The following is an 18999-nucleotide window of genomic DNA, read 5'->3' on the forward strand; positions in this document are numbered from 1 at the left end:
GGCTCGCCGCCGCTGCCGTCAGCAAAGCCGAAATAACCCTTGCGCTTGCCGGCCTTGGTGATTTCGGCGCCGATCTTGCCGAATTCTTCCCAGGTCGTCTTGTTGGTCGGCACGTCAATGCCGGCCTCCTGGAAGGCGACGGTGTTGATGACGGTCGCCGCCGAATTGGCGCCAAGGCTGACGCCGTACAAGTGGCCATCGACCTTGCCGCCTTCGATCTGCGCCGGATCGAAATCATCGATCTGCAGCTTCGACGGCATATAGGATTCCAGCGGGGCGAGAGCGCCACGCCGGGCATATTCAACGATATAGCGGTAGTCCATCTGGATAACGTCGGGTGCGTTGCGGCCAGCCACCTGCGTGGCGAGACGCGGCCAGTAATCGGCCCATCCGAGGAATTCGCCGGTGATCGAAACACCGCTGTTCTTCGCCTTGAAAAGGTCGGAGACCTTGTTGGTGCGGTCAGCGCGCGGCTGAGAGCCCCACCAGATGAGGCGCAAGCGGTTTTCCTGTGCGAAAGCGCTGTTTCCGAGCGCCGAAAGCGAAAGGAGCGTTGCTCCGCCCGCCATGAAATTACGTCTGCTTACACGAAAAGTCATATTGGTTTTCCTCCTCCCAATAGAAAGCGCCTCCACACGCTTCCTAACTAGCTATCTTGCAACAAATAACTAATTGGTTACAAGCTATGTTCAAAGCCTCCGGGCTGTCAAGCGGTGTTGGTGGCCCGGTTGCGTTTGCAAATTCGGGTTTTTACATTCTTCCGCTTAAGCCTTATGAGCGCAACATGGGAAAATAGGGGAAATCTGATGAACGACACCGGGGAGAGCGCAAAAAAGAAAATCAAGCGCCCGTCCGCCGAGCGAACCGCCCAACGCGACCCAGAACGTACCCGTGCGGCCATTCTTGAAGCCGCGACGCGGGAATTTGCCGAAAACGGCATGGGTGGCGCGCGTGTCGATTCCATCGCCGAGCGCGCCGGCACCAACAAGCGCATGCTCTACCACTATTTCGGCGACAAGGAGCAGCTTTATCTTCGTGTACTCGAGGAAGCCTATGTCAGCATCCGCACCGCCGAACGCGCACTGAACATCGGCACCCGCAGCCCCGAGGAAGGCATTGGGGAACTCGCCCTTTTCACCTGGCGCTACTTCCTACAGCATCCGGAGTTCCTCAGCCTGCTCGGCACGGAAAACCTGCACCGCGCCCGCTGGCTGCGCCAGTCCGTGCGGCTCAAGGAGCTGCATTCGCATCTGATCGGCGAGCTTTCGCAGGTGCTGGAAGAAGGTAAGAAGGCGGGTGTCTTCATCGAGACCGCCGACCCGCTGCATGTCTATCTGACAATCGCCTCGCTCGGCTATTTCTACCTCTCCAACCAGTACACGCTTTCGACGATCTTCGGCCGCGATCTCATTACGCCTGCCAATCTCGAAGCCTGGGAACGACATATCGTTCACGTCACGCTCGCCTCGATAAAGAGCTGATTTTCAAAAAACCGAATTGGCTATTGACAGCAATATTCCTCTTCTGCCATCAAGTAACTGTTTAGTTACCGGCTCGGGAGGGTCGGGCCCGACTGCCCGCTCCCGACGCATAAAAGCTTCCAGGGAGGGAAAAATGGCACGTTTGGGGATCATTTTGCACGGCGTTACCGGCCGTATGGGCTACAACCAGCACCTCGTTCGTTCGATTCTCGCCTTCCGCGATCAAGGCGGCATCACGCTGAAATCAGGCGAAAAGCTGGAAATCGATCCAATCATCGTCGGCCGCAATGGCGCGAAGATGGAGGAGCTTGCCCGCAAGCACAACATCAAGCGCTGGTCGACCGATCTGGATGCTGCGCTCGCCAATCCCGATGATGCCATCTTCTTCGACGCCGGCACGACGCTGATGCGCGCCGAACTGCTTTCCAAGGCGCTCGACGCCGGCAAGCATGTCTATTGCGAAAAGCCGATTTCCGACGACCTACAGGTGGCGATCGACCTCGCCCGCAAGGCCCGCGCCTCCGGGCTCAAGCACGGCGTGGTGCAGGACAAGCTGTTCCTGCCCGGCCTGCGCAAGCTGGCGCTGCTACGCGATTCCGGCTTCTTCGGCAAAATCCTCTCGGTGCGCGGCGAATTCGGCTACTGGGTCTTCGAAGGCGACTGGGGCGTTCCGGCCCAGCGCCCGTCCTGGAACTACCGCAAGGCCGATGGCGGCGGCATCATTCTCGATATGCTGTGCCACTGGCGCTATGTGCTCGATAATCTCTTCGGTGAGGTGAAGGCCGTTTCGTGCCTCGGTGCCACCCATATTCCCAGCCGTATCGATGAACAGGGCAAGCCCTATAACTGCGACACCGATGATGCCGCCTATGCGACCTTCGAGCTGGAAGGCGGCGCGATCGCGCAGATCAATTCTTCCTGGGCCGTTCGTGTTCGCCGTGACGACCTCGTGACCTTCCAGGTGGACGGCACGCATGGCTCGGCCGTTGCCGGCCTCACCAAATGCTGGAGCCAGCACCGCGTCAACACGCCGAAGCCGGTCTGGAATCCTGACCAGCCGCAGACCATCGACTTCTACAAGACCTGGGACGAAGTGCCGGATACGCAGGGCTTCGACAACGGCTTCAAGGCGCAGTGGGAAATGTTCATCCGCCATGTCGTTGAAGATGCTCCCTGGCCCTACGGCCTGGAAGCCGGCGCCAAGGGCGTGCAACTGGCCGAACTCGGCCTGAAATCCTGGGCCGAGCGCCGCTGGCTCGATGTTCCCACCCTGGAGTTCTGAGCCGTGACGACGATCAATCTTCCCCTCGACGGCAAGATCGCTCCTTATACGCTGACCGGCACGCCGATCGAACTCAAGAAGCGGGACGCCAAGAGCTTCCCGCGCATCGCCTTTGCCGCCGCCCATGTGGTCGCCGATCCGCTCGCCGACAATGATCCCTGGCTGACACCGGCGATCGACTGGGAACGGACGCTTGCATTCCGCCATCGGCTTTGGGATCTCGGCCTCGGCGTTGCCGAAGCGATGGATACGGCGCAGCGCGGCATGGGTCTCGGCTGGCCGGAAGCGCGCGAGCTGATCCGCCGCGCGCTTGCCGAAGCAGCCGGACGCAAGGACGCGCTAATTGCCTGCGGTGCCGGTACCGACCATCTGACGCCCGGCCCAGACGTGACCGTCGATACAATCATTCGGGCCTATGAAGAGCAGATCGAAACGGTGGAAGCTGCCGGCGGTCGCATCATCCTGATGGCGAGCCGGGCGCTGGCCGCCGCCGCCAAGGGGCCGGACGACTATGTCAGGGTCTATGACCGGATCCTTCGCCAGGTAAAAGAACCCGTCGTCATCCATTGGCTCGGTGAAATGTTCGACCCGGCGCTTCAGGGATATTGGGGCAATGGCGACCATCTGAAGGCAATGGAAACCTGCCTGCAGGTGATCGAAGCCAATGCTGCGAAGGTTGACGGTATCAAGATTTCGCTTCTTTCCAAGGAGAAGGAAGTGACGATGCGCCGGCAGCTGCCGAAGGGCGTGCGCATGTACACCGGCGATGACTTCAACTACGCCGAACTGATCGCCGGCGACGAGCAGGGCCATTCGGATGCGTTACTCGGCATTTTCGACGCCATCGCGCCGGCCGCTTCTGCGGCCCTCGATGCGCTCGGCCGCAAGAGCAACCACGAATTCTTCGATCTGCTTGAGCCAACCGTTCCGCTGTCGCGGCACATCTTCAAAGCGCCGACCCGCTTCTACAAAACCGGCGTCGTCTTCCTCGCCTATCTCAACGGGTTGCAGGATCATTTCACGATGATCGGCGGCCAGCAGAGCACGCGCTCGCTGACACATCTGGCGGAGCTTTTCCGCCTCGCCGACAAGGCCCGCGTGCTTGCCGATCCGGAGCTCGCGACTGATCGCATGAAGCAGGTGCTTGCCGTTCACGGCGTTCATTGAGCGCCGGCATGGCAATGGGAGGGGAATGACATGCAGGTCGAAGGACTTTCGATCAACCTTGCGACGATCCGCGAGCAATGCGGCTTTGCCGAAGCCGTCGATATCTGCCTGAAGCATGGCATCACTTCGATCGCGCCCTGGCGCGATCAGGTCGCCAAGGCCGGCCTCGACGAGGCAGTGCGCATCGTCAAGTCGAACGGTATCAAGCTGACCGGGCTCTGCCGCGGCGGCTTCTTTCCTGCGTCAAACGCAGCTGACCGGCAGAAGAACCTCGACTACAACAGACGCGCCATCGACGAGGCGGCAGCGTTTTCAGCCGATTGCCTCGTGCTTGTCGTCGGCGGTTTGCCTGATAGTTCGAAGGATATCGTTGCGGCCCGCCAGATGGTGTTCGACGGCATTGCCGCCGTGCTGCCGCATGCGCAGGCCTCGGGCGTGAAGCTCGCGATCGAGCCGTTGCATCCGATGTATGCGGCCGACCGGGCCTGCGTGAACACGCTTGGCCAGGCGCTCGATATATGCGAGCAACTCGGCGAGGATGTCGGCGTCGCCGTCGATGTCTATCACGTCTGGTGGGATCCCGATCTTGCCAACCAGATTGCCCGCGCCGGACGGATGAAGCGCATCTTTGCCCATCACATCTGCGACTGGCTGGTGCCGACCAAGGACATGTTGCTCGACCGCGGCATGATGGGCGATGGCGTTATCGATCTCAAGGGCATAAGACGAATGGTGGAAGCCGCCGGCTTCTTCGGCGCGCAGGAGGTCGAAATCTTCTCGGCTGAGAACTGGTGGAAGCGTCCCGCCGACGAGGTGATCGCCACCTGCGTCGAGCGCTTCAGGAGCTGCTGCCAAATCTAGTTTTAAAATCCAATCGTTTCATCACGTATGAAGGAGGAATCATTCGATGGAGAAACGCCGTTTTGCCCTGATCGGCACCGGTAACCGCGGCACCACGATGTGGGGCAAGGATCTCTTGGCCGGCTGGCGAGAGCATGTCGACCTGACTGCGATTGTCGAGAAGAATTCGCTGCGCGGCGAGCGCGCCCGTACCATGATCGGCAGCAATGCGCCGATTTACGAAAATATCGATTCGATGCTTTCGGAGCAGAAGCCGGATCTGGTGATCGTCTGCACGCCCGACCATACGCATGACGATATCGTCGTGCGGGCGCTGGAATCCGGCATCGACGTCATCACCGAAAAGCCGATGACCACGTCAGTGGAGAAGATTCGCCGGATTCTGGATGCCGAAAAGCGGACCGGCCGCCGGGTCGACGTCTCTTTCAACTATCGCTATGCGCCGACGGCAGCGAAGATCAAGGAACTGCTGAATTCCGGCGAGATCGGCCGTGTCACCTCGGTTGATTTCCACTGGTATCTCAACACCAAGCATGGTGCTGATTATTTTCGCCGCTGGCATGCCTATACGGAAAATTCCGGCAGCCTCTTCGTTCACAAGGCGACACACCATTTCGACCTTCTGAATTGGTATCTGGACAGCGATCCCGATGCCGTGACCTCCTTTGCCGACCTGCAGAACTACGGCCGCAAAGGCCCCTTCCGCGGCCCGCGCTGCAAGCTCTGTCCGCACACGCAGGAATGCGACTACTATCTCGATCTCGAAAAGGATCCCTTCCTCGACACGCTCTATGAGGATCCCTCGAAGATCGACGGCTATTTCCGCGACGGCTGTGTCTTCCGCGAAGACATCGACATTCCCGATACGATGGTCACTTTGATCCGCTACCGAAACAATGTCCATGTCTCCTATTCACTGAACACGTTCCAGCCGATCGAGGGCCATCACCTCGCCTTCAACGGCACCAAGGGCCGTATCGAAATCCGCCAGTATGAAGCACAGCCGTGGGAAGAGCCGAAGGAAGACACGATCCTGCTGATCCGCAGCTTCCCGCATGGCAAGGAGGCCGTCGAGCGCATCACGGTGCCGCATTTCTCCGGCGGCCATTACGGCGGTGACGATCGGATGCGCAACATGATCTTCAAGCCCGACATGCAGGACAAGCTCGCGCAGCGGGCCGGCACACGCGCCGGCGCCATGTCGGTGCTTTGTGGTATTGCGGCGCTGACGAGTTCGCGCACCGGCAAGGTCGTCAATATTTCCGACCTGATGCCGGAGCTTGCCAATGACGGTTCGCCGAACTCGCTAAAGGCATCGTAAGACACCTCAGGCGGTATTTTCCAGGTTTTCGAGGGTGAGCCGATAAAGCAGGGGCTCGCCCTTGATGAAGCGTTCAGCCTCATCCGCTGCCATTTCACCGAGACGAGTACGCTCAAGGCCGACGGCACCAGCGATATGCGGTGTCAGGAAGACGTTTGGCAGATCGTAAAACGCCGACTCCGGTCCCGGTATTTCGGGATCGGTCACATCGATGATGGCGTCGATACGACCGGTCTTCAGCACGTCAAGCAAAGCGTCCTCATCGATCAGCGCGCCGCGCGCGGTATTGATCAGCGTCGCGCCATCCTTCATCAGCGCGAGTTTTACGGCATCGATCATATGGTAGGTGGACGGCAATGATGGCGCGTGGAGGGATATGATATCCGAATGACGCATGAGATCGTCGAGCTCCACCCTGTAGACGCCCATTCCGCGCGCCTGACCGGCATCGATGGTCGGATCGAAGAGCAGTATCTTGTAATCGAAGGGCTTCAGTAGATCGATGACGCGGCGACCGATGCGTGACGCACCGATGATTCCAACCGTGCGGCGATAGTTGCCGATGGCCTCACGCTGTATCGGATGGGTGCGATCGCGATGGCGGTCGCCGACATAGAGGTCGCGGAAACGGAAGACATGTTTGCCGGCAAAGATGATTGCGGCGAGCGTGAATTCGGCGACCGGCACGGCATTGGCCTCGGCCGCGTGGCTGACGACGATGCCGGCCTCGAAAATGCCGGCATCGACAAGGCCCTTCACCGTTCCCGCCGCATGAACGACGAGCTTCAACTTCGGCGCAAGCGCCAGAACTTCGCGGCCGACATAGGGGGCACCCCAGCCTGTGATCAGGATTTCCGCTTCAGACAGCAGACACTTCGCCCGCTCGTCATCGAAGTGTTCGAGCGGTTCGGCATCGATCAGGCGCCCGATGCCGTCCAGCCGGCGAAGGACCGCCTCAGGCAGCACATGCTCCGTGCGGGAAGGCTGCATGGCGAGGACGATGGCAGCACGGCTCATGGCATATGTCCTGGCGCTTCGATGGCGCTGACGGTCACGCCCTTTTCGCTGACCAGCTTCTGGAGCGCAGCGATATCGGGTGCTTTCGGCGGCGTGGTCCATGCCCCCGATACGGCAGCCGGATCGTTCAACGCGAGTACAGCCGTGACCAGAACTGTTTCGCCAGCCGGAATCTCGCCACGCAGCTGGGGCACGAGCGTCTTCGAAACGATCAAGTTGGTATTCGGCAGCGCCTTCTGAGCAAGGCCGTTTCTCTTGATCGACGAGCCCAAGTCGACGATGCCGGTGAAATCCACTTCGCCGATCGCATGAGCCGAGCCTTCGGTCGCCGAAAGCGTGTCCGCATCGAGATCACGTTTGGCAATCGCGAAACCGCCTTCCGCGGTCTGCAGCGCGCGTGGTGTTGTGATGCGGTGAACGCGGATATGCCACGGGGCCGATGGTACGAGCCAGGTTTCGACCTTCACGTCCTTGAAGGCCGACCATCTGGAGTAAAGGATGTTGCCGGCGATCTTCGCTTCTTCATTGGTTTCGCGGACGTGGTAATGCAGGCCGTCATCGCTAAAGGCGAGCGCGGAATCGAAGGCGCCAAGCGCGAAGGCTCGCTCGTCAGCCTCGACGCTGAAGCCGTAGCGGGCAGAATAGGCGAATTTTGCATATTTCTCCGTGCCGAAACGCATCTGCAGGTTTTCCTGACCAGACGAAAGCGCCACGACATCATTGCCGGCACGCATGACCACCATGCCCGGATGACGCTGCGGAACGACCTCGGGGGCTTGTTCAGGCACCTTTTCCTCTGCGGTCCAGAAGGGATGATCCTCAGCAATGGCGAGCGGCAGGAAGGCCTTGAAGGCCCAATAGGGTGAGCCGGCAGAATTATAGCTTTCCGACATCAAGAGGTTCGGATAGCCGAAGCCAATGGAGAGAACGCCATCATGGCTGGCGATCGGCTTGTCCCGCCACCAGCGCAGATGCTCGAGGCAGAGATGCTTGACCTCGCCCCAGGGCAACGCCTCCAGATCGGCGAAGGCGAGCGCCGACCAGAAACCGGCACAGGCGAAACGATAGGTGAGGCTGCGGCCGAAGGGGATTGTCGCGCCATCGGGCGCAAACCAGTGACGGAAATCCTTGGCGAAAAGCACGGCGCGCTCGCGATAACGCTTAGCATAGTCGTCATCGACCAGCTTGGAATAGATCAAGCCATAGAAATGCATGGCGAAGGGAATGTAGTGGTCGATGCGGCGGATATTGCCATCACGGTACCAGCCGTCGCCAATGTAGAAGCCTTCGAGTTCCTCAAGATATTGCTTGGTGAGGCTGCGGTCGAAATCGGCGCCGAGGCGGTCGAGAGCGATATCGACGAAGATCCGGAAGAATTTCCAGTTGTTGTCGGCATAGTCGAACTGTCGAACATGCTTGAAATAGGCGATGATATTGTCGCGAGCGCGCTTGTCGAGCGGCTCCCAAATCTTGTCGGGTACCAGCGCCAGGGCAAAACCGAGGGCGGCGAGCTCCACCATGCGCTGGTCGCGTGCATTGACCGTGCCCCAATATTCGGGATGGGACGGATCGCAGCCATTCGCAAGCCCCTCGGCAAAGCGGTGCCAATGGGCGAAATCATTCTTGCCGGCGCCGAGCGGTGCAAGACCCCAGAGCGGACGGGCGAAACCTTCGAGATCGGCAGCGGCCCGGTCGAAATGAGCGCCGGCGCCATCGAGGCGAACACGGGCATTGCCATCAGAGAAGAAGGGCAGCAGCGGATTGAAGAGATCGTTGACAGCGCGGATCATATCGGTGCGCGTCTTCAACGGATTGCCTGCAAGCGGATTGGCGCTGGCGGGATCATAGGTCATCGGCATCACTCACAGCTTGTCGGTATCAGGAACAGTGCCTCCGGCAACGGGAACGACCGCCTGGCAGATATGGCGGGCGGGAGCGGTCCTGTCGCGGTAGCGGGAGATCAGGAGGGAGACGGCCTCGCGGCCAAGCGCTGCGCGATCAACGCGCATGGTGGAAAGCCTGGGATTGGTCATGACGGCGCAGGGCAGGTCATCGAAGCCGACGATCGCAAAATCGTCGGGAACGCGAAGGCCTGCTTCGGTGACAGCTTCGAGCACGCCGACGGCAATGAAATCATTCATGCAGAAGGCCGCCGTATATCCGGGATCTTCTGCGAGCATCGCGACCGTGCGCTCATGCGCCTCGCGGCTGGCGCTGCCCTGGAAGGTGAGCGGAACGAGCCGGCCTTCGGCACCGGGAACCGCGGCAATCGCCGCCTCGAAGCCTCGCACACGTTCGCGGATCGTGTGGCGATGCGAGCCGGTGAGATGCAGGATACGGCGATGACCGGCTTTCGTTAGCCGGCTCGTCGCCTCGTAGGCGCCGAAGAAATTGGAGGGCGAGACGCCATCGAGGCGCAGGCGCGGATCGGTACCGTTGACGAGAACGGTCGGTGTTCCCGTCTCCTCCAGCCAGGCCCGCAACGTATCGCTCGGATCGATGCCGACGAGGAAAAGCCCTTCGGCTTCCGCCGTCTGCATATACTCGCCGACGACATCAGGCGTGGTGCGGTCCTCCCGCACGAGCCGCACTTCGAAAGGCATGCCGGCATCGGCGGCACCGGCGCGAAGGCCCTCAACGATCGATTCGTAGAAGACGCTGAGACCACCGGTCGCCCCGTCGCTGGCAATCAGGGCAAGCCCGCCCGGAACGCTTTCCGAAACAGTCTTCACCGGATAGCCATGTTCGGCAGCGACCTTCAAGATGTGACGCCGCACGTTTTCGCTGATACCGGGCTCGTTGGCGAGCACCCGCGATACCGTGGAAACCGAAACGCCGGCAAGACTGGCAATATCGGCCTGTCGCGGTCGCCTGGTCTTGATCTCATTCATTTTGATCTCGTTCATATGGCAAAGATTATGCAAATTATGCAAATTTGCAAGATAATCATAAATTCTTGCAAAGAGAAATTTTTTGCGTACTCTAACCTCCGGAACGCCTGGAAAGACCATTGGAGGATGGCACCGGGCATCGGACACAGGAGGAAATCAATGCAGGTCAATCGCCGTTCATTCTTGATGGGAACCGCGGGTGCCGCGGCCGGCCTTGCCTTTGGCGCCGGCAGCTCGATCCCCGCATTTGCCGAGGACGCTTCGCTTCGCGCCATGTGGTGGGGTTCCAACGACCGCGCCAAGCGCACACTGGATGTTGCCAAGCTCTATCAGTCGAAGACACCGGGTGTCACTATTGTTGGCGAGTCGCTTTCGGGCGACGGCTATTGGACGAAGCTGGCCACGCAAATGGCGGGCCGCGCGATCGCCGACGTCTTCCAGCTTGAGCCGGGTACAATCTCCGACTATTCCAAGCGCGGTGCCTGCCTGCCGCTCGATGAATTCGTGCCTTCGACGCTGAAGGTCGACAACTTCGGCGCCGACATGCTGAAACTGACCACGGTTGACGGCAAGCTCTATGGCGTTGGCCTCGGCCTCAATTCCTTCGCGATGTTCTTCGACACCGTCGAATTCGAAAAGGCGGGTATTCCGCTACCGACGCCCGATCTCACCTGGGATGAGTATGCCAAGCTCGCTGTGGAACTCGGCAAAGCCTCCGGCAAGGGCGGCGGCCCCTACGCGGCGCGTTACCAATATGTCTTCGACGCCTGGCTGCGCCAGCGCGGCAAGAGCGTCTTCGCCAAAGAGAGCGTCGGCCTCGGTTTCACGGTCGACGATGCCAAGGAATGGTTTGACTACTGGGAAAAGCTGCGCAAGGCAGGCGGCACCGTTGCCGCCGACGTTCAGACGCTGGACCAGAACACGATCGACACCAACTGCCTCGGCCTGGGCAAGTCGGTGATCGGCATGGCCTATTCCAACCAGATGGTTGGCTACCAGCTCATCATCAAGAACAAGCTCGGCATCACCATGCTGCCGCGCGAGAAGAAGGGCGGCCCGTCAGGCCATTATTACCGCCCGGCACTGATCTGGAGCGTGGGCGCCACGACCAAGCAGGGCGAAGCCGCCGCAAAGTTCATCAGTTTCTTCGTCAATGATCCGGAAGCGGGCAAGATTCTCGGTGTGGAACGTGGCGTGCCGATGTCGCCGGCGGTTCGTGAAGCTATCCTGCCACAGCTCAACCCGACGGAGCAGGAAACAGTCAAGTACGTCAATCTGCTCAAGGATCAGGTCGGCGAATATCCACGGCCGGTACCGATGGGCGCGACCGAATTCGACCAGCGTGTTCTTCGTCCGACCTGCGACGAGCTCGCCTTCGAGCGCATCTCGGTGGCCGATGCCGCAACCAAGCTCGTCGAAATCGGCAAGGGTACCCTCAAGGGTTAATCATACCCCGCATATACCGACAAAGGCCCGCCATCGGCGGGCCTTTCTTTTTGACCCCAGCCTAGTTGCTTGCGTCTTCAATAACCCGCCAATCGGGCCGGCCGAGATTGAACGGCCAGCTGTGTACGTCGCGGTCATTGAAATAGACGACTTCCTGCAGCTCGGGAAAATCGTTCTGCTTCATCGTCGCCGTTTCCATCCACGGCTTGATGTATCCATCACTGCCCTCGTAGCCGAGTTCGGCTACCCAGACCGGCTTGTGATACTGGGCGACGAGGTCGTAGCCGGGCTTGAGCGCCTCGGAGAAAGTTCGCGGGCCCTTGTGAACGATCTGGTCATAGGGCTCCAGACCGAAGATGGACAGGCCGACGAAATCGACGTAGCCATCACCGGGGTAATAGGCGTTGAGGCCAGGCTGCCCCTTCGGCGACCACATGAGTTTCGTACCGGGCGCCTCCTCTCGCACGATATCCATCATGCGCCTGTAGGCGGCGATATAATCAGAAGGATTCCAGCCGGACCACGAAAAGCGGCCGGACTTGTCTTCCATTTCCTGACCCCAGCGGACGATGACCGGGCTTTTCAACTGGGCGATCATACTGGCAATCGCCCGCATGTTCACATCGTAATCGCCGCGAAACAGCTTCCGGCGAAGTTCATCTGAGGTCAGCCGCCAATCCACGTCCCATGACCAGGGTTCCACCGTGATCAGCAGGTTGCGGCCTCTTGCCAGCGCATAGGCATCCGCCACACGCAGCGTTTCGAGATCGACGTCTTCCCATGGAAGGAAGAGGTGCTCCGTCGTCACGCTCTGCTGTGCGCCGAAATCGCCATGCGGGTCGTAGGCACCAAATTTGATGCCATCGGCATGAAAGGCGGGCCGCTTGTCGGTGATCGTCTTGTCGGTGATCGTCTGGGCACCCACACTCATGACGGCGACGGCGTTCTGCGCCTCGCTTCGGTGCGACAGGTCGGCAACGCCGAGCAGAAGCATCGCGATTGTTGCCGCCGAGATTTTCTTCGCCAGGGTTTTCATGGTCTTTTCCTCCCCTTCGGCTATTTATTGGTCGCGAGAACCTGCTTCAGCTCTTTGGCTTTCAGGCTCACCGTGTCTGCCGGAACCAGCTTCCGGAACTCATCGTCGGCTTTCGTGGAAGCGTGCCGGAACACGTACCAGTCCCCGCTCGGCTGACGCCGCTGATAGATCGTGTTGCCGATCTTGCGGTGGCCGAAGCAGGTACTGGCACGTGCCGCCCCCTCATTATTGGTCCAGGTCGCGCGCATGCACATCTGACCGAGATCATCGACGACCCAGCGACCGTCGGCGAAAGACTGTTTGCCGCCATTGTCGACCCAGGCGACGAAATGCCTGCCCTCGCCAATGAAACGGCCGCCACCGGTATTCCAGGTCCAGGTCTTGTCTGCGTAGATCACGTAGAGTTCGCCGGCACTCAGCGGCGTCGGTGTCGGTGCTTTCGTCTTTTCTGCCGCGAGTGCACCCATCGGGAGGATGAGGCAGAGGCACACTGCCAGCGCTCCTCCCTTCAATCGTATTGTCATGCTCATTTTATCCTCCTCACGCATTTCTGCTCTCCCCAACATCCCTTCGTTCACGGCCGGCTTCGGCGAAACCGTGCCATTTGAGACGGAATTTCACGATCCTGGTCTTGCCACCACCGAGCCCTGCACCGGCCACAGCAAATTGCGACTGGGTAAAGGTGACGAAGGGCTGGCCGTGCGAAAGCGCTTCCATGGCAGCTAGCCCGTGGTTGCCGAGTTGCACCCCGCCGACCAGGCAGGCGACGAGACCGCCGGCGGCGGCAAACCGCAGGCCGTATACTTGCGGCAAAAGGGACTGACCGTTCTCGACGGCGTGACGGACGACAACCAGGATTACGAGCGATACATAAATCAACAGGTTGATCGCCGCGAAGATCTGGAAGCCACGCGCACCATCGCCATCGGCAGCAAAAGCCATGGCCGCAGCACAAATGCCCAATAGTGCGATGTATGGTGCCATTATCCGCACCGGCAGTTTGCGCTGTCCCTGATCGCCCTTCGGGGTGATGCGGAAATCCACGAAGGAACCGGTCACGTGATCGCGTGCGGCAGCGAGGCTGCCGGCAAGCGACCAGGGCCAGCGCAGCAGGATGAAGACCACCCCTTCCCAGCCAAAGAGCTTCGCATCATATGGCCGGAACGTGCCTGACGCGCGCCAGAAGATGGCGAATACCGTCAGCACGATCGAAAGCGGCAGAGAATGCAGCAGGAATGCCGGATAGGTGACGTTGACGAAGACATGGCCCGTGAGCAGGGCTGCGACCGGCAGCAGGAACATCACCGCCATGAAAGTCGAAAACAACGGATACCAGAGCTGCGAAAACAGGAACTGGAACTTCAACTTCAGCGGCAGCCGGGCGACGTGCCGGCGAGAATGCTGCAGGAGGATGGTGACGAGGCTGCGCGACCACTGGAACTCCTGCACTACCAGATCGGCAAAGGTCGCCGGCCCGTCGCCATGGGCGATGGCATTGACCGCATGGACCCCGCGCCAGCCGCCGGCATTCATCATCAGCGTGGTCGAATGATCTTCCGCGAGCTCGGGACCGAGCCCGCCGATCTTCCTCAGGGCCGCCGTGCGAACGGCATAGTGCGAGCCAATGCAGAGCGGCGCCCAGCCATTATTGTACCCTGCCTGCAGCGAACCATGCAGGCTCGCTTCGGCATAGAGCCTGCCGCGGGCGGCCCAGCTTTCGGCCGCATTGGCATCGCAGATGCTGGGTGCCGAGACATAGCCGACTCCGGGATCGGAGAAAGGTCGCAGGACCTCGCGAAGATAAGTCGGCGTCGGCACATGATCGGCATCGAACTGGGCGACGAAATCATAGCGCTCATAGCCGAAATGATCATAAAAATAGGCGAGATTGCCTTCCTTGCACCGCGTGCGGCGCGGCCAGACTGGACGGTGATATTCGCTGACGCCCTTGCGGGTGGAGATCATGACGCCGTGTTGCCCACACCATCTCTTGGTCTCCTCGGACGGATCTTCATCGGCGAGCCACACATCGAACTCGACACCCTTCTGATCGAGCATCGCAAGAAGCGTCTTGCGCACGACGGCGAAAGGTTCTGATGGAGCCTTGGTGACCACCATCGCGACGCGACCCTTTGGCAGGTCGGCGGATGATCTGACCTGCCTCGCATCAAGAAAAATCAGGATGAAATAGGCTGGTATCAGGGTGACCCAGGCAAGGATGAGGGTTACGAGTAGGAATGCCGGCCATGAAACGACATGAGTGGGCTCAGCCCACCAGAACCAGAAGTAGGCGAGTGCTGCCAGCCAGCAGATGATGCCAAGACCGTAGGCGGCTCGATTCCAGTCAGTAAAGACGGGCTCGAACATCTCGGATTTGGCGGCAGAAGGCTGATATGCGCGATCGATTTCGGCTCTGATGCTCATGCGATCACCTCCAGTCCGAAGGTCGGGCCAGCCGTGCGGATGATCGTATCGATATCCGAAAGCGTCGGCATGAAGTCGAGCTCCAGGTGAGCTCTTTTCGTATCGGCGAAAAGCACAGGCGGATCGCCTGCGCGGCGCGGCTGACAACGGATCGGCACCCTGTGGCCGGTCTTTCGTTTGACGGCATTAAGGATCTCGCCGACTGACGTGCCGCGGCCGGAGCCTAGATTGAGGCTCAAGGAATTGCCGCCAACCAGAAGATGGCGGACGGCGGCAAGATGCGCCTGGGCAAGATCGCTGACATGGATGTAATCCCTGACGCAGGTGCCGTCTTCCGTCGAATAGTCGGTACCGAAAATATCGAGGCTCTCGATCCGGCCGCTCGCGGCAAGAAGAGCGCGCGGGATCAGATGGGTTTCAGGATAGTGCCGCTCGGCAAGCTGGCCTTCCGGATCGGCGCCGGCCGCATTGAAGTAACGAAGTGCAGCGAAGCGGATGCCATAAGCGGCCGCATAATCCTCCAGTGCCATTTCGAAGATCAGCTTGGTCCTGCCATAAGGATTGACCGGCTGTTGCGGCGTTTTCTCGCCGATCGGCAGCATTTCCGGAATGCCGTAGGTCGCGCAGCTGCTGGAAAAGACGATCCTGTCGATACCGCAATCGAGACAGGCATCCAGCAGCGACAAGCTGCCGATGACATTGTTGCGATAATAGATGCTCGGTTTTTCGACGGATTCACCGACATAGGCGTTGGCACCGCAATGGATGACACAATCCGGCGAGTATTCGGCTATGACATGCCGCAGCCTTGCGCCATCGGCGATATCCGCCTGGATCAGCGGCCCCCACCGGACGCTGTCGATATGTCCGGTGGAAAGATTATCATAGGTGACCGGAACCATGCCGGCACGCGCAAGCGCCTTGCAGATGTGGCTGCCGATGAAGCCGGCGCCACCCGTAACCAGGATGTAGCGGGGCATCTCATACGGCCTCCACCACTTCCTTGCGGGCAAGCAGCGCATCGAAATAGGCTATCGTACGCTTCAGCCCGGTCTTCAGCTCCGTCGTCGGCCACCAGTTCAGCTCTTCTCTGGCTCTGGAAATATCCGGACGGCGCTGCTGCGGATCATCTGCCACGGCCGGCAGGTAGATGATGCGCGAGCGCGAATTGGTCAGATCAAGGACAATTTCTGCCAGATCCCGCACGGTGATCTCCGCCGGATTGCCGAGATTGATCGGACCGACGCAGTGTTCGCCGGCATCGGCGAAACGCAGGAAACCAGCGACGAGATCGTCGACATAGCAGAAGGAGCGGGTCTGCCGGCCATCACCGTAGATCGTTATGTCCGCGTTGGAGAGCGCCTGGACGATGAAATTGGATACGACGCGTCCGTCATCAAGGCGCATACGCGGGCCATAGGTATTGAAGATCCGGCCAACCTTGATATCGACGCCATACTTGCGATGATAATCGAAGAACAGGGTCTCGGCGGACCGCTTGCCCTCGTCGTAGCAGCCGCGCGGGCCGATCGGGTTGACATTGCCGAAATAGGTTTCGCGCTGCGGATTCTCGTGCGGATCCCCATAGACTTCCGAAGTCGAGGATTGGACGACCGTTGCGCCGCTGCGGCGAGCTGCATCGAGCGTATTGACGGCTCCAAGCACATTGGTCAGCAAAGTGCCGACTGGATCACGCTGATAGTCCGGCGGCGAGGCTGGCGAAGCAAAGTTGAAGATGACGGAAGCCTCGATGTCATAGGGTTGGCGCACGTCATGTTCTAAAAGCCGAAAACGGGCATTCTGCAGCAGATGCTCGATATTGACGTGGCGGCCGGTGTAGAAATTGTCGAGACAGATGACCTGATGGCCGCGCTCGAGAAGTCGCTCGCAAAGATGGGAACCCAGGAAACCGGCGCCTCCGTTGACCAGCACGGTTTTTGACTGCTGTCGTGGCGATGCGAATGCAGATCCTGAATATCCTTCGGTGGGAATACTACGCATTACAAATTCCTTCCCATGTCGTGGTCTTCTTAGACCCTTCTATACTTTAGGCTCCCTCTTCATCCGCCTCGATAACTTCAACGTGAAGTAGTATCTATGAAATAACCAGCTCGGTTATTCTTCGGATAATTGTACCTATGCTCAAAATGATAAGAGGATATCAGTGAAGGTCAACTTCAAAACGCGGGAGCAATTCTAAATAGCTATAGTATTAAACTTCGGAATTTGCTTGATTAATCCCTCTCAATGACTAAGGTGCCATGCTTTCCGTCCGGCCGCTCCAGCTTCAGTCAACGAAGCCAGTATAAGGAGTGGCCAGCCACTGGTGTGCGAGGGCGCGTCGCTATTGCCCTGATGATAGAGAGGGTTTTTCAATGACGACTCATGATCGCGTGCATGGCAGAGCGCCATGCAGCTTCAGCTCTCTAGCTTTGGCTGCGACCATCGTTCTCTCGGCCATCGGACCGATCTCATGTGCGGTCGTCGATACCGCGATCGTGGGAAGCACGGAGAAGAATGTCGTTGTGGCAAGCGTACCACATGCCGCGAAGGACTTCGCCTATGCTGCCGAACCGAAGACCGCTTCGGCTAAAGTGAGCGCCGCGGTCTATCCCGGTTCCGCGCCTTACATCTGTTCGCCGAGCGGGTTCGGCCAGAAATCACGCTGCTTTGCCCGCTCGTCCCGGATGGATTGATGGCCTAGTGCGGCCACCTGCCGGAGAGATCGCCACTGTCCGACGTATCGTTGAAGAAACGTGAGGCCGCTTCGGTGCGATTTCTCACATTCATCTTCTTATAGATATTGCGGACGTGAACCTTCACCGTGTTTTCGGACAGATGAAGCTTGTCGGCGATGATCTTGTTCTGCGTGCCCTTACAGATGAGATCGAGAATCTGTACCTCGCGCGTGGTCAGAGCCGCCATGCTGTTGCGGCGAAGCTTCAGCGCATTGGCGCGCGCTGCGTCGACTGACTTCGTCTGGTACAGCGAGGGCTCGAGCTGTGCCGTTGCCCGGTTGGACAGACGGCCTAGAAGCGCGGATGGAAAATGTTCGCCGCCCTTCATCAGCAGATCGATTGCCGCCATGAAGACATCCAGACGCAGATTGAGCGGCAGGACGCCATCGACGACACGCGCCTCGACAAGACGGCTGATATAGGGCTCCATCATATCGATAGCTTCGACGACAAGGCCGATGGATGCGTCCGGACGGTTTTCACGAACGACCTGCAGCGCATCGTGCAACTCGGCGCCGGCGACATGATAGAACAGGACAAGCCGCATGTCGTGAATATCCTTCTCGGATATGGACTGCGCACTCGATACGCTTACGACATCAAAATTCGGGAATTTCTTTGCCAGTGCCTCAACCATGCACTCGGAGAACAAGTCCGCCTTGGCGATTACCAGGACTGTTTCTCCATTCGGGCTCAGTCTTCTTGCCTGATCCGAATCTCCTACTTCCGACCCAACCATGAACATATACGCCTCCCCTAGCGCTACACTATACTCAAACTCGGAGCTTCTACTCCCATTGGCGCGATGGCGGGTATTACATGCCGACGAACATTGCCCCTAGGCATGTGACCGCCTTATCTTTTAGGCATTTCTTAATTATGGTAATATGGATTTCAAAGGAAAGAAATGGCCCAAATGGGTTAGTTGTCACGAAGTTATATTTATTTTTTGCCACTTCATGGTTGCATTTCCGACAAGAAACATACTAGCGGGCGGTATTTCAACTAGATCACGGTATAAAGCAGCATGTATTAGTTCGAAACATACAAAAGCAAAGTGGTAATGGGCAGACGATATTTCAAAATAAGACGGAGAACCTTTCGAGCTTAACTTCGCGATACCGCAATCAGTCGAACCCTCCGGATTCCGAGGTATGGGACGCCGTCCCGAATTCGCACGCAGCCTCCTCCGAGCCCGCGACCCGGTATTGGCTTAACTGGAGTATTGAACCGGACTTCAGATGCCTTAGCCCGAATTGATATCTATCGGGGCCCAGTTTTTTCCATCAATCTGTAAGAGTTGCCAAAGTGGCGACGTGAAAATCAAGTGTCAGC

At 59.1% G+C, this 18999-nt stretch carries 17 protein-coding genes; 7 read left to right on the forward strand and 10 right to left on the reverse strand.

The window, feature by feature from the left end; all coding sequences use genetic code 11:
* Positions 1 to 599 (reverse strand): ABC transporter substrate-binding protein (locus tag PMI11_RS14440; protein WP_007818202.1); only part of this gene is annotated, 599 nt, incomplete at its 3' end.
* A gap of 207 nt (positions 600 to 806) precedes the next feature.
* Between PMI11_RS14440 and PMI11_RS14445 the strand changes: the two genes are divergently transcribed.
* The 5 genes from PMI11_RS14445 to PMI11_RS14465 all read left to right on the forward strand — a co-directional run bounded on the left by PMI11_RS14445 (position 807) and on the right by PMI11_RS14465 (position 6112).
* Positions 807 to 1481: a TetR/AcrR family transcriptional regulator gene (locus PMI11_RS14445; protein WP_007818203.1), complete on the forward strand. Its 675-nt coding sequence runs from the start codon at positions 807 to 809 to the stop codon at positions 1479 to 1481.
* Between the two features lie 133 nt (positions 1482 to 1614).
* Complete coding sequence (locus PMI11_RS14450) at positions 1615 to 2763, forward strand: Gfo/Idh/MocA family protein (RefSeq protein WP_007818206.1); 1149 nt, start codon at positions 1615 to 1617, stop codon at positions 2761 to 2763.
* Positions 2764 to 2766: 3 nt separating this feature from the next.
* Entirely contained in the window at positions 2767 to 3930 is a 1164-nt protein-coding gene (locus tag PMI11_RS14455; protein WP_007818208.1) for a dihydrodipicolinate synthase family protein, read from the forward strand.
* 30 nt (positions 3931 to 3960) lie between these two features.
* Positions 3961 to 4791: a sugar phosphate isomerase/epimerase family protein gene (locus tag PMI11_RS14460; protein ID WP_007818210.1), complete on the forward strand. Its 831-nt coding sequence runs from the start codon at positions 3961 to 3963 to the stop codon at positions 4789 to 4791.
* Positions 4792 to 4837: 46 nt separating this feature from the next.
* Positions 4838 to 6112, forward strand: a complete 1275-nt coding sequence (locus tag PMI11_RS14465; protein ID WP_007818212.1) for a Gfo/Idh/MocA family protein — start codon at positions 4838 to 4840, stop codon at positions 6110 to 6112.
* Between the two features lie 6 nt (positions 6113 to 6118).
* Here the strand turns inward: PMI11_RS14465 and PMI11_RS14470 are convergent, their stop codons facing one another.
* From PMI11_RS14470 to PMI11_RS14480, 3 genes are read right to left on the reverse strand one after another with little or no spacing between them, the layout of a single operon-like run.
* Positions 6119 to 7129 carry a hydroxyacid dehydrogenase gene (locus PMI11_RS14470; RefSeq protein ID WP_007818214.1) on the reverse strand — a complete coding sequence of 337 codons (1011 nt, stop codon included), beginning with the start codon at positions 7127 to 7129 and terminating at the stop codon, positions 6119 to 6121.
* Positions 7126 to 8982: a DUF2264 domain-containing protein gene (locus tag PMI11_RS14475; RefSeq protein ID WP_007818216.1), complete on the reverse strand. Its 1857-nt coding sequence runs from the start codon at positions 8980 to 8982 to the stop codon at positions 7126 to 7128. Before PMI11_RS14475 ends, PMI11_RS14470 begins: the two co-directional genes overlap by 4 nt.
* A 9-nt stretch (positions 8983 to 8991) precedes the next feature.
* A complete protein-coding gene (locus tag PMI11_RS14480) occupies positions 8992 to 10020 on the reverse strand; it encodes a LacI family DNA-binding transcriptional regulator (RefSeq protein WP_037071371.1) in 1029 nt (342 codons plus the stop codon).
* 159 nt (positions 10021 to 10179) lie between these two features.
* On the opposite strand from PMI11_RS14480, the gene PMI11_RS14485 reads away from it, so the two are divergent.
* Positions 10180 to 11466: an ABC transporter substrate-binding protein gene (locus tag PMI11_RS14485; protein ID WP_007818220.1), complete on the forward strand. Its 1287-nt coding sequence runs from the start codon at positions 10180 to 10182 to the stop codon at positions 11464 to 11466.
* 61 nt (positions 11467 to 11527) lie between these two features.
* Here PMI11_RS14485 and PMI11_RS14490 read toward each other — a convergent pair whose 3' ends face one another.
* Genes PMI11_RS14490 through PMI11_RS14510 form a run of 5 tightly spaced genes read right to left on the reverse strand, consistent with a single transcriptional unit; the run spans position 11528 to position 16927 of the window.
* Positions 11528 to 12502 (reverse strand): glycoside hydrolase family 26 protein, encoded by a 975-nt coding sequence (locus tag PMI11_RS14490; RefSeq protein ID WP_007818222.1) that lies wholly within the window; start codon positions 12500 to 12502, stop codon positions 11528 to 11530.
* Positions 12503 to 12522: 20 nt separating this feature from the next.
* Positions 12523 to 13032 carry a DUF995 domain-containing protein gene (locus PMI11_RS14495; RefSeq protein ID WP_007818224.1) on the reverse strand — a complete coding sequence of 170 codons (510 nt, stop codon included), beginning with the start codon at positions 13030 to 13032 and terminating at the stop codon, positions 12523 to 12525.
* 10 nt (positions 13033 to 13042) lie between these two features.
* A complete protein-coding gene (locus PMI11_RS14500) occupies positions 13043 to 14926 on the reverse strand; it encodes a glycosyltransferase family 2 protein (protein ID WP_007818226.1) in 1884 nt (627 codons plus the stop codon).
* Positions 14923 to 15906 (reverse strand): UDP-glucose 4-epimerase GalE, encoded by a 984-nt coding sequence (gene galE / locus PMI11_RS14505; RefSeq protein ID WP_007818228.1) that lies wholly within the window; start codon positions 15904 to 15906, stop codon positions 14923 to 14925. The genes PMI11_RS14500 and galE overlap by 4 nt, the downstream gene beginning before the upstream one ends.
* A gap of 1 nt (position 15907) precedes the next feature.
* Entirely contained in the window at positions 15908 to 16927 is a 1020-nt protein-coding gene (locus PMI11_RS14510; RefSeq protein WP_007818230.1) for a UDP-glucuronic acid decarboxylase family protein, read from the reverse strand.
* 374 nt (positions 16928 to 17301) lie between these two features.
* On the opposite strand from PMI11_RS14510, the gene PMI11_RS14515 reads away from it, so the two are divergent.
* Entirely contained in the window at positions 17302 to 17622 is a 321-nt protein-coding gene (locus tag PMI11_RS14515) for a hypothetical protein (protein WP_007818232.1), read from the forward strand.
* A gap of 4 nt (positions 17623 to 17626) precedes the next feature.
* Here the strand turns inward: PMI11_RS14515 and PMI11_RS14520 are convergent, their stop codons facing one another.
* On the reverse strand, positions 17627 to 18409 hold the full coding sequence (locus PMI11_RS14520) for a helix-turn-helix transcriptional regulator (protein ID WP_007818235.1): 783 nt from the start codon (positions 18407 to 18409) through the stop codon (positions 17627 to 17629).
* Positions 18410 to 18999 lie beyond the last annotated feature (590 nt).

The sequence above is a fragment of the Rhizobium sp. CF142 genome (assembly GCF_000281145.1).
Lineage (GTDB): Bacteria > Pseudomonadota > Alphaproteobacteria > Rhizobiales > Rhizobiaceae > Rhizobium.

Coding starts and splice junctions, on each gene's coding strand:
- PMI11_RS14450 (WP_007818206.1), top strand. CDS start 1,615: ATGGCACGTTTGGGGATCATTTTGCACGGCGTTACCGGCCGTATGGGC.
- PMI11_RS14465 (WP_007818212.1), top strand. CDS start 4,838: ATGGAGAAACGCCGTTTTGCCCTGATCGGCACCGGTAACCGCGGCACC.
- PMI11_RS14515 (WP_007818232.1), top strand. CDS start 17,302: ATGACGACTCATGATCGCGTGCATGGCAGAGCGCCATGCAGCTTCAGC.
- PMI11_RS14510 (WP_007818230.1), bottom strand. CDS start 16,927: ATGCGTAGTATTCCCACCGAAGGATATTCAGGATCTGCATTCGCATCG.
- galE (WP_007818228.1), bottom strand. CDS start 15,906: ATGCCCCGCTACATCCTGGTTACGGGTGGCGCCGGCTTCATCGGCAGC.
- PMI11_RS14490 (WP_007818222.1), bottom strand. CDS start 12,502: ATGAAAACCCTGGCGAAGAAAATCTCGGCGGCAACAATCGCGATGCTT.
- PMI11_RS14480 (WP_037071371.1), bottom strand. CDS start 10,020: ATGAATGAGATCAAGACCAGGCGACCGCGACAGGCCGATATTGCCAGT.
- PMI11_RS14495 (WP_007818224.1), bottom strand. CDS start 13,032: ATGAGCATGACAATACGATTGAAGGGAGGAGCGCTGGCAGTGTGCCTC.
- PMI11_RS14445 (WP_007818203.1), top strand. CDS start 807: ATGAACGACACCGGGGAGAGCGCAAAAAAGAAAATCAAGCGCCCGTCC.
- PMI11_RS14485 (WP_007818220.1), top strand. CDS start 10,180: ATGCAGGTCAATCGCCGTTCATTCTTGATGGGAACCGCGGGTGCCGCG.
- PMI11_RS14470 (WP_007818214.1), bottom strand. CDS start 7,129: ATGAGCCGTGCTGCCATCGTCCTCGCCATGCAGCCTTCCCGCACGGAG.
- PMI11_RS14460 (WP_007818210.1), top strand. CDS start 3,961: ATGCAGGTCGAAGGACTTTCGATCAACCTTGCGACGATCCGCGAGCAA.
- PMI11_RS14500 (WP_007818226.1), bottom strand. CDS start 14,926: ATGAGCATCAGAGCCGAAATCGATCGCGCATATCAGCCTTCTGCCGCC.
- PMI11_RS14520 (WP_007818235.1), bottom strand. CDS start 18,409: ATGTTCATGGTTGGGTCGGAAGTAGGAGATTCGGATCAGGCAAGAAGA.
- PMI11_RS14475 (WP_007818216.1), bottom strand. CDS start 8,982: ATGACCTATGATCCCGCCAGCGCCAATCCGCTTGCAGGCAATCCGTTG.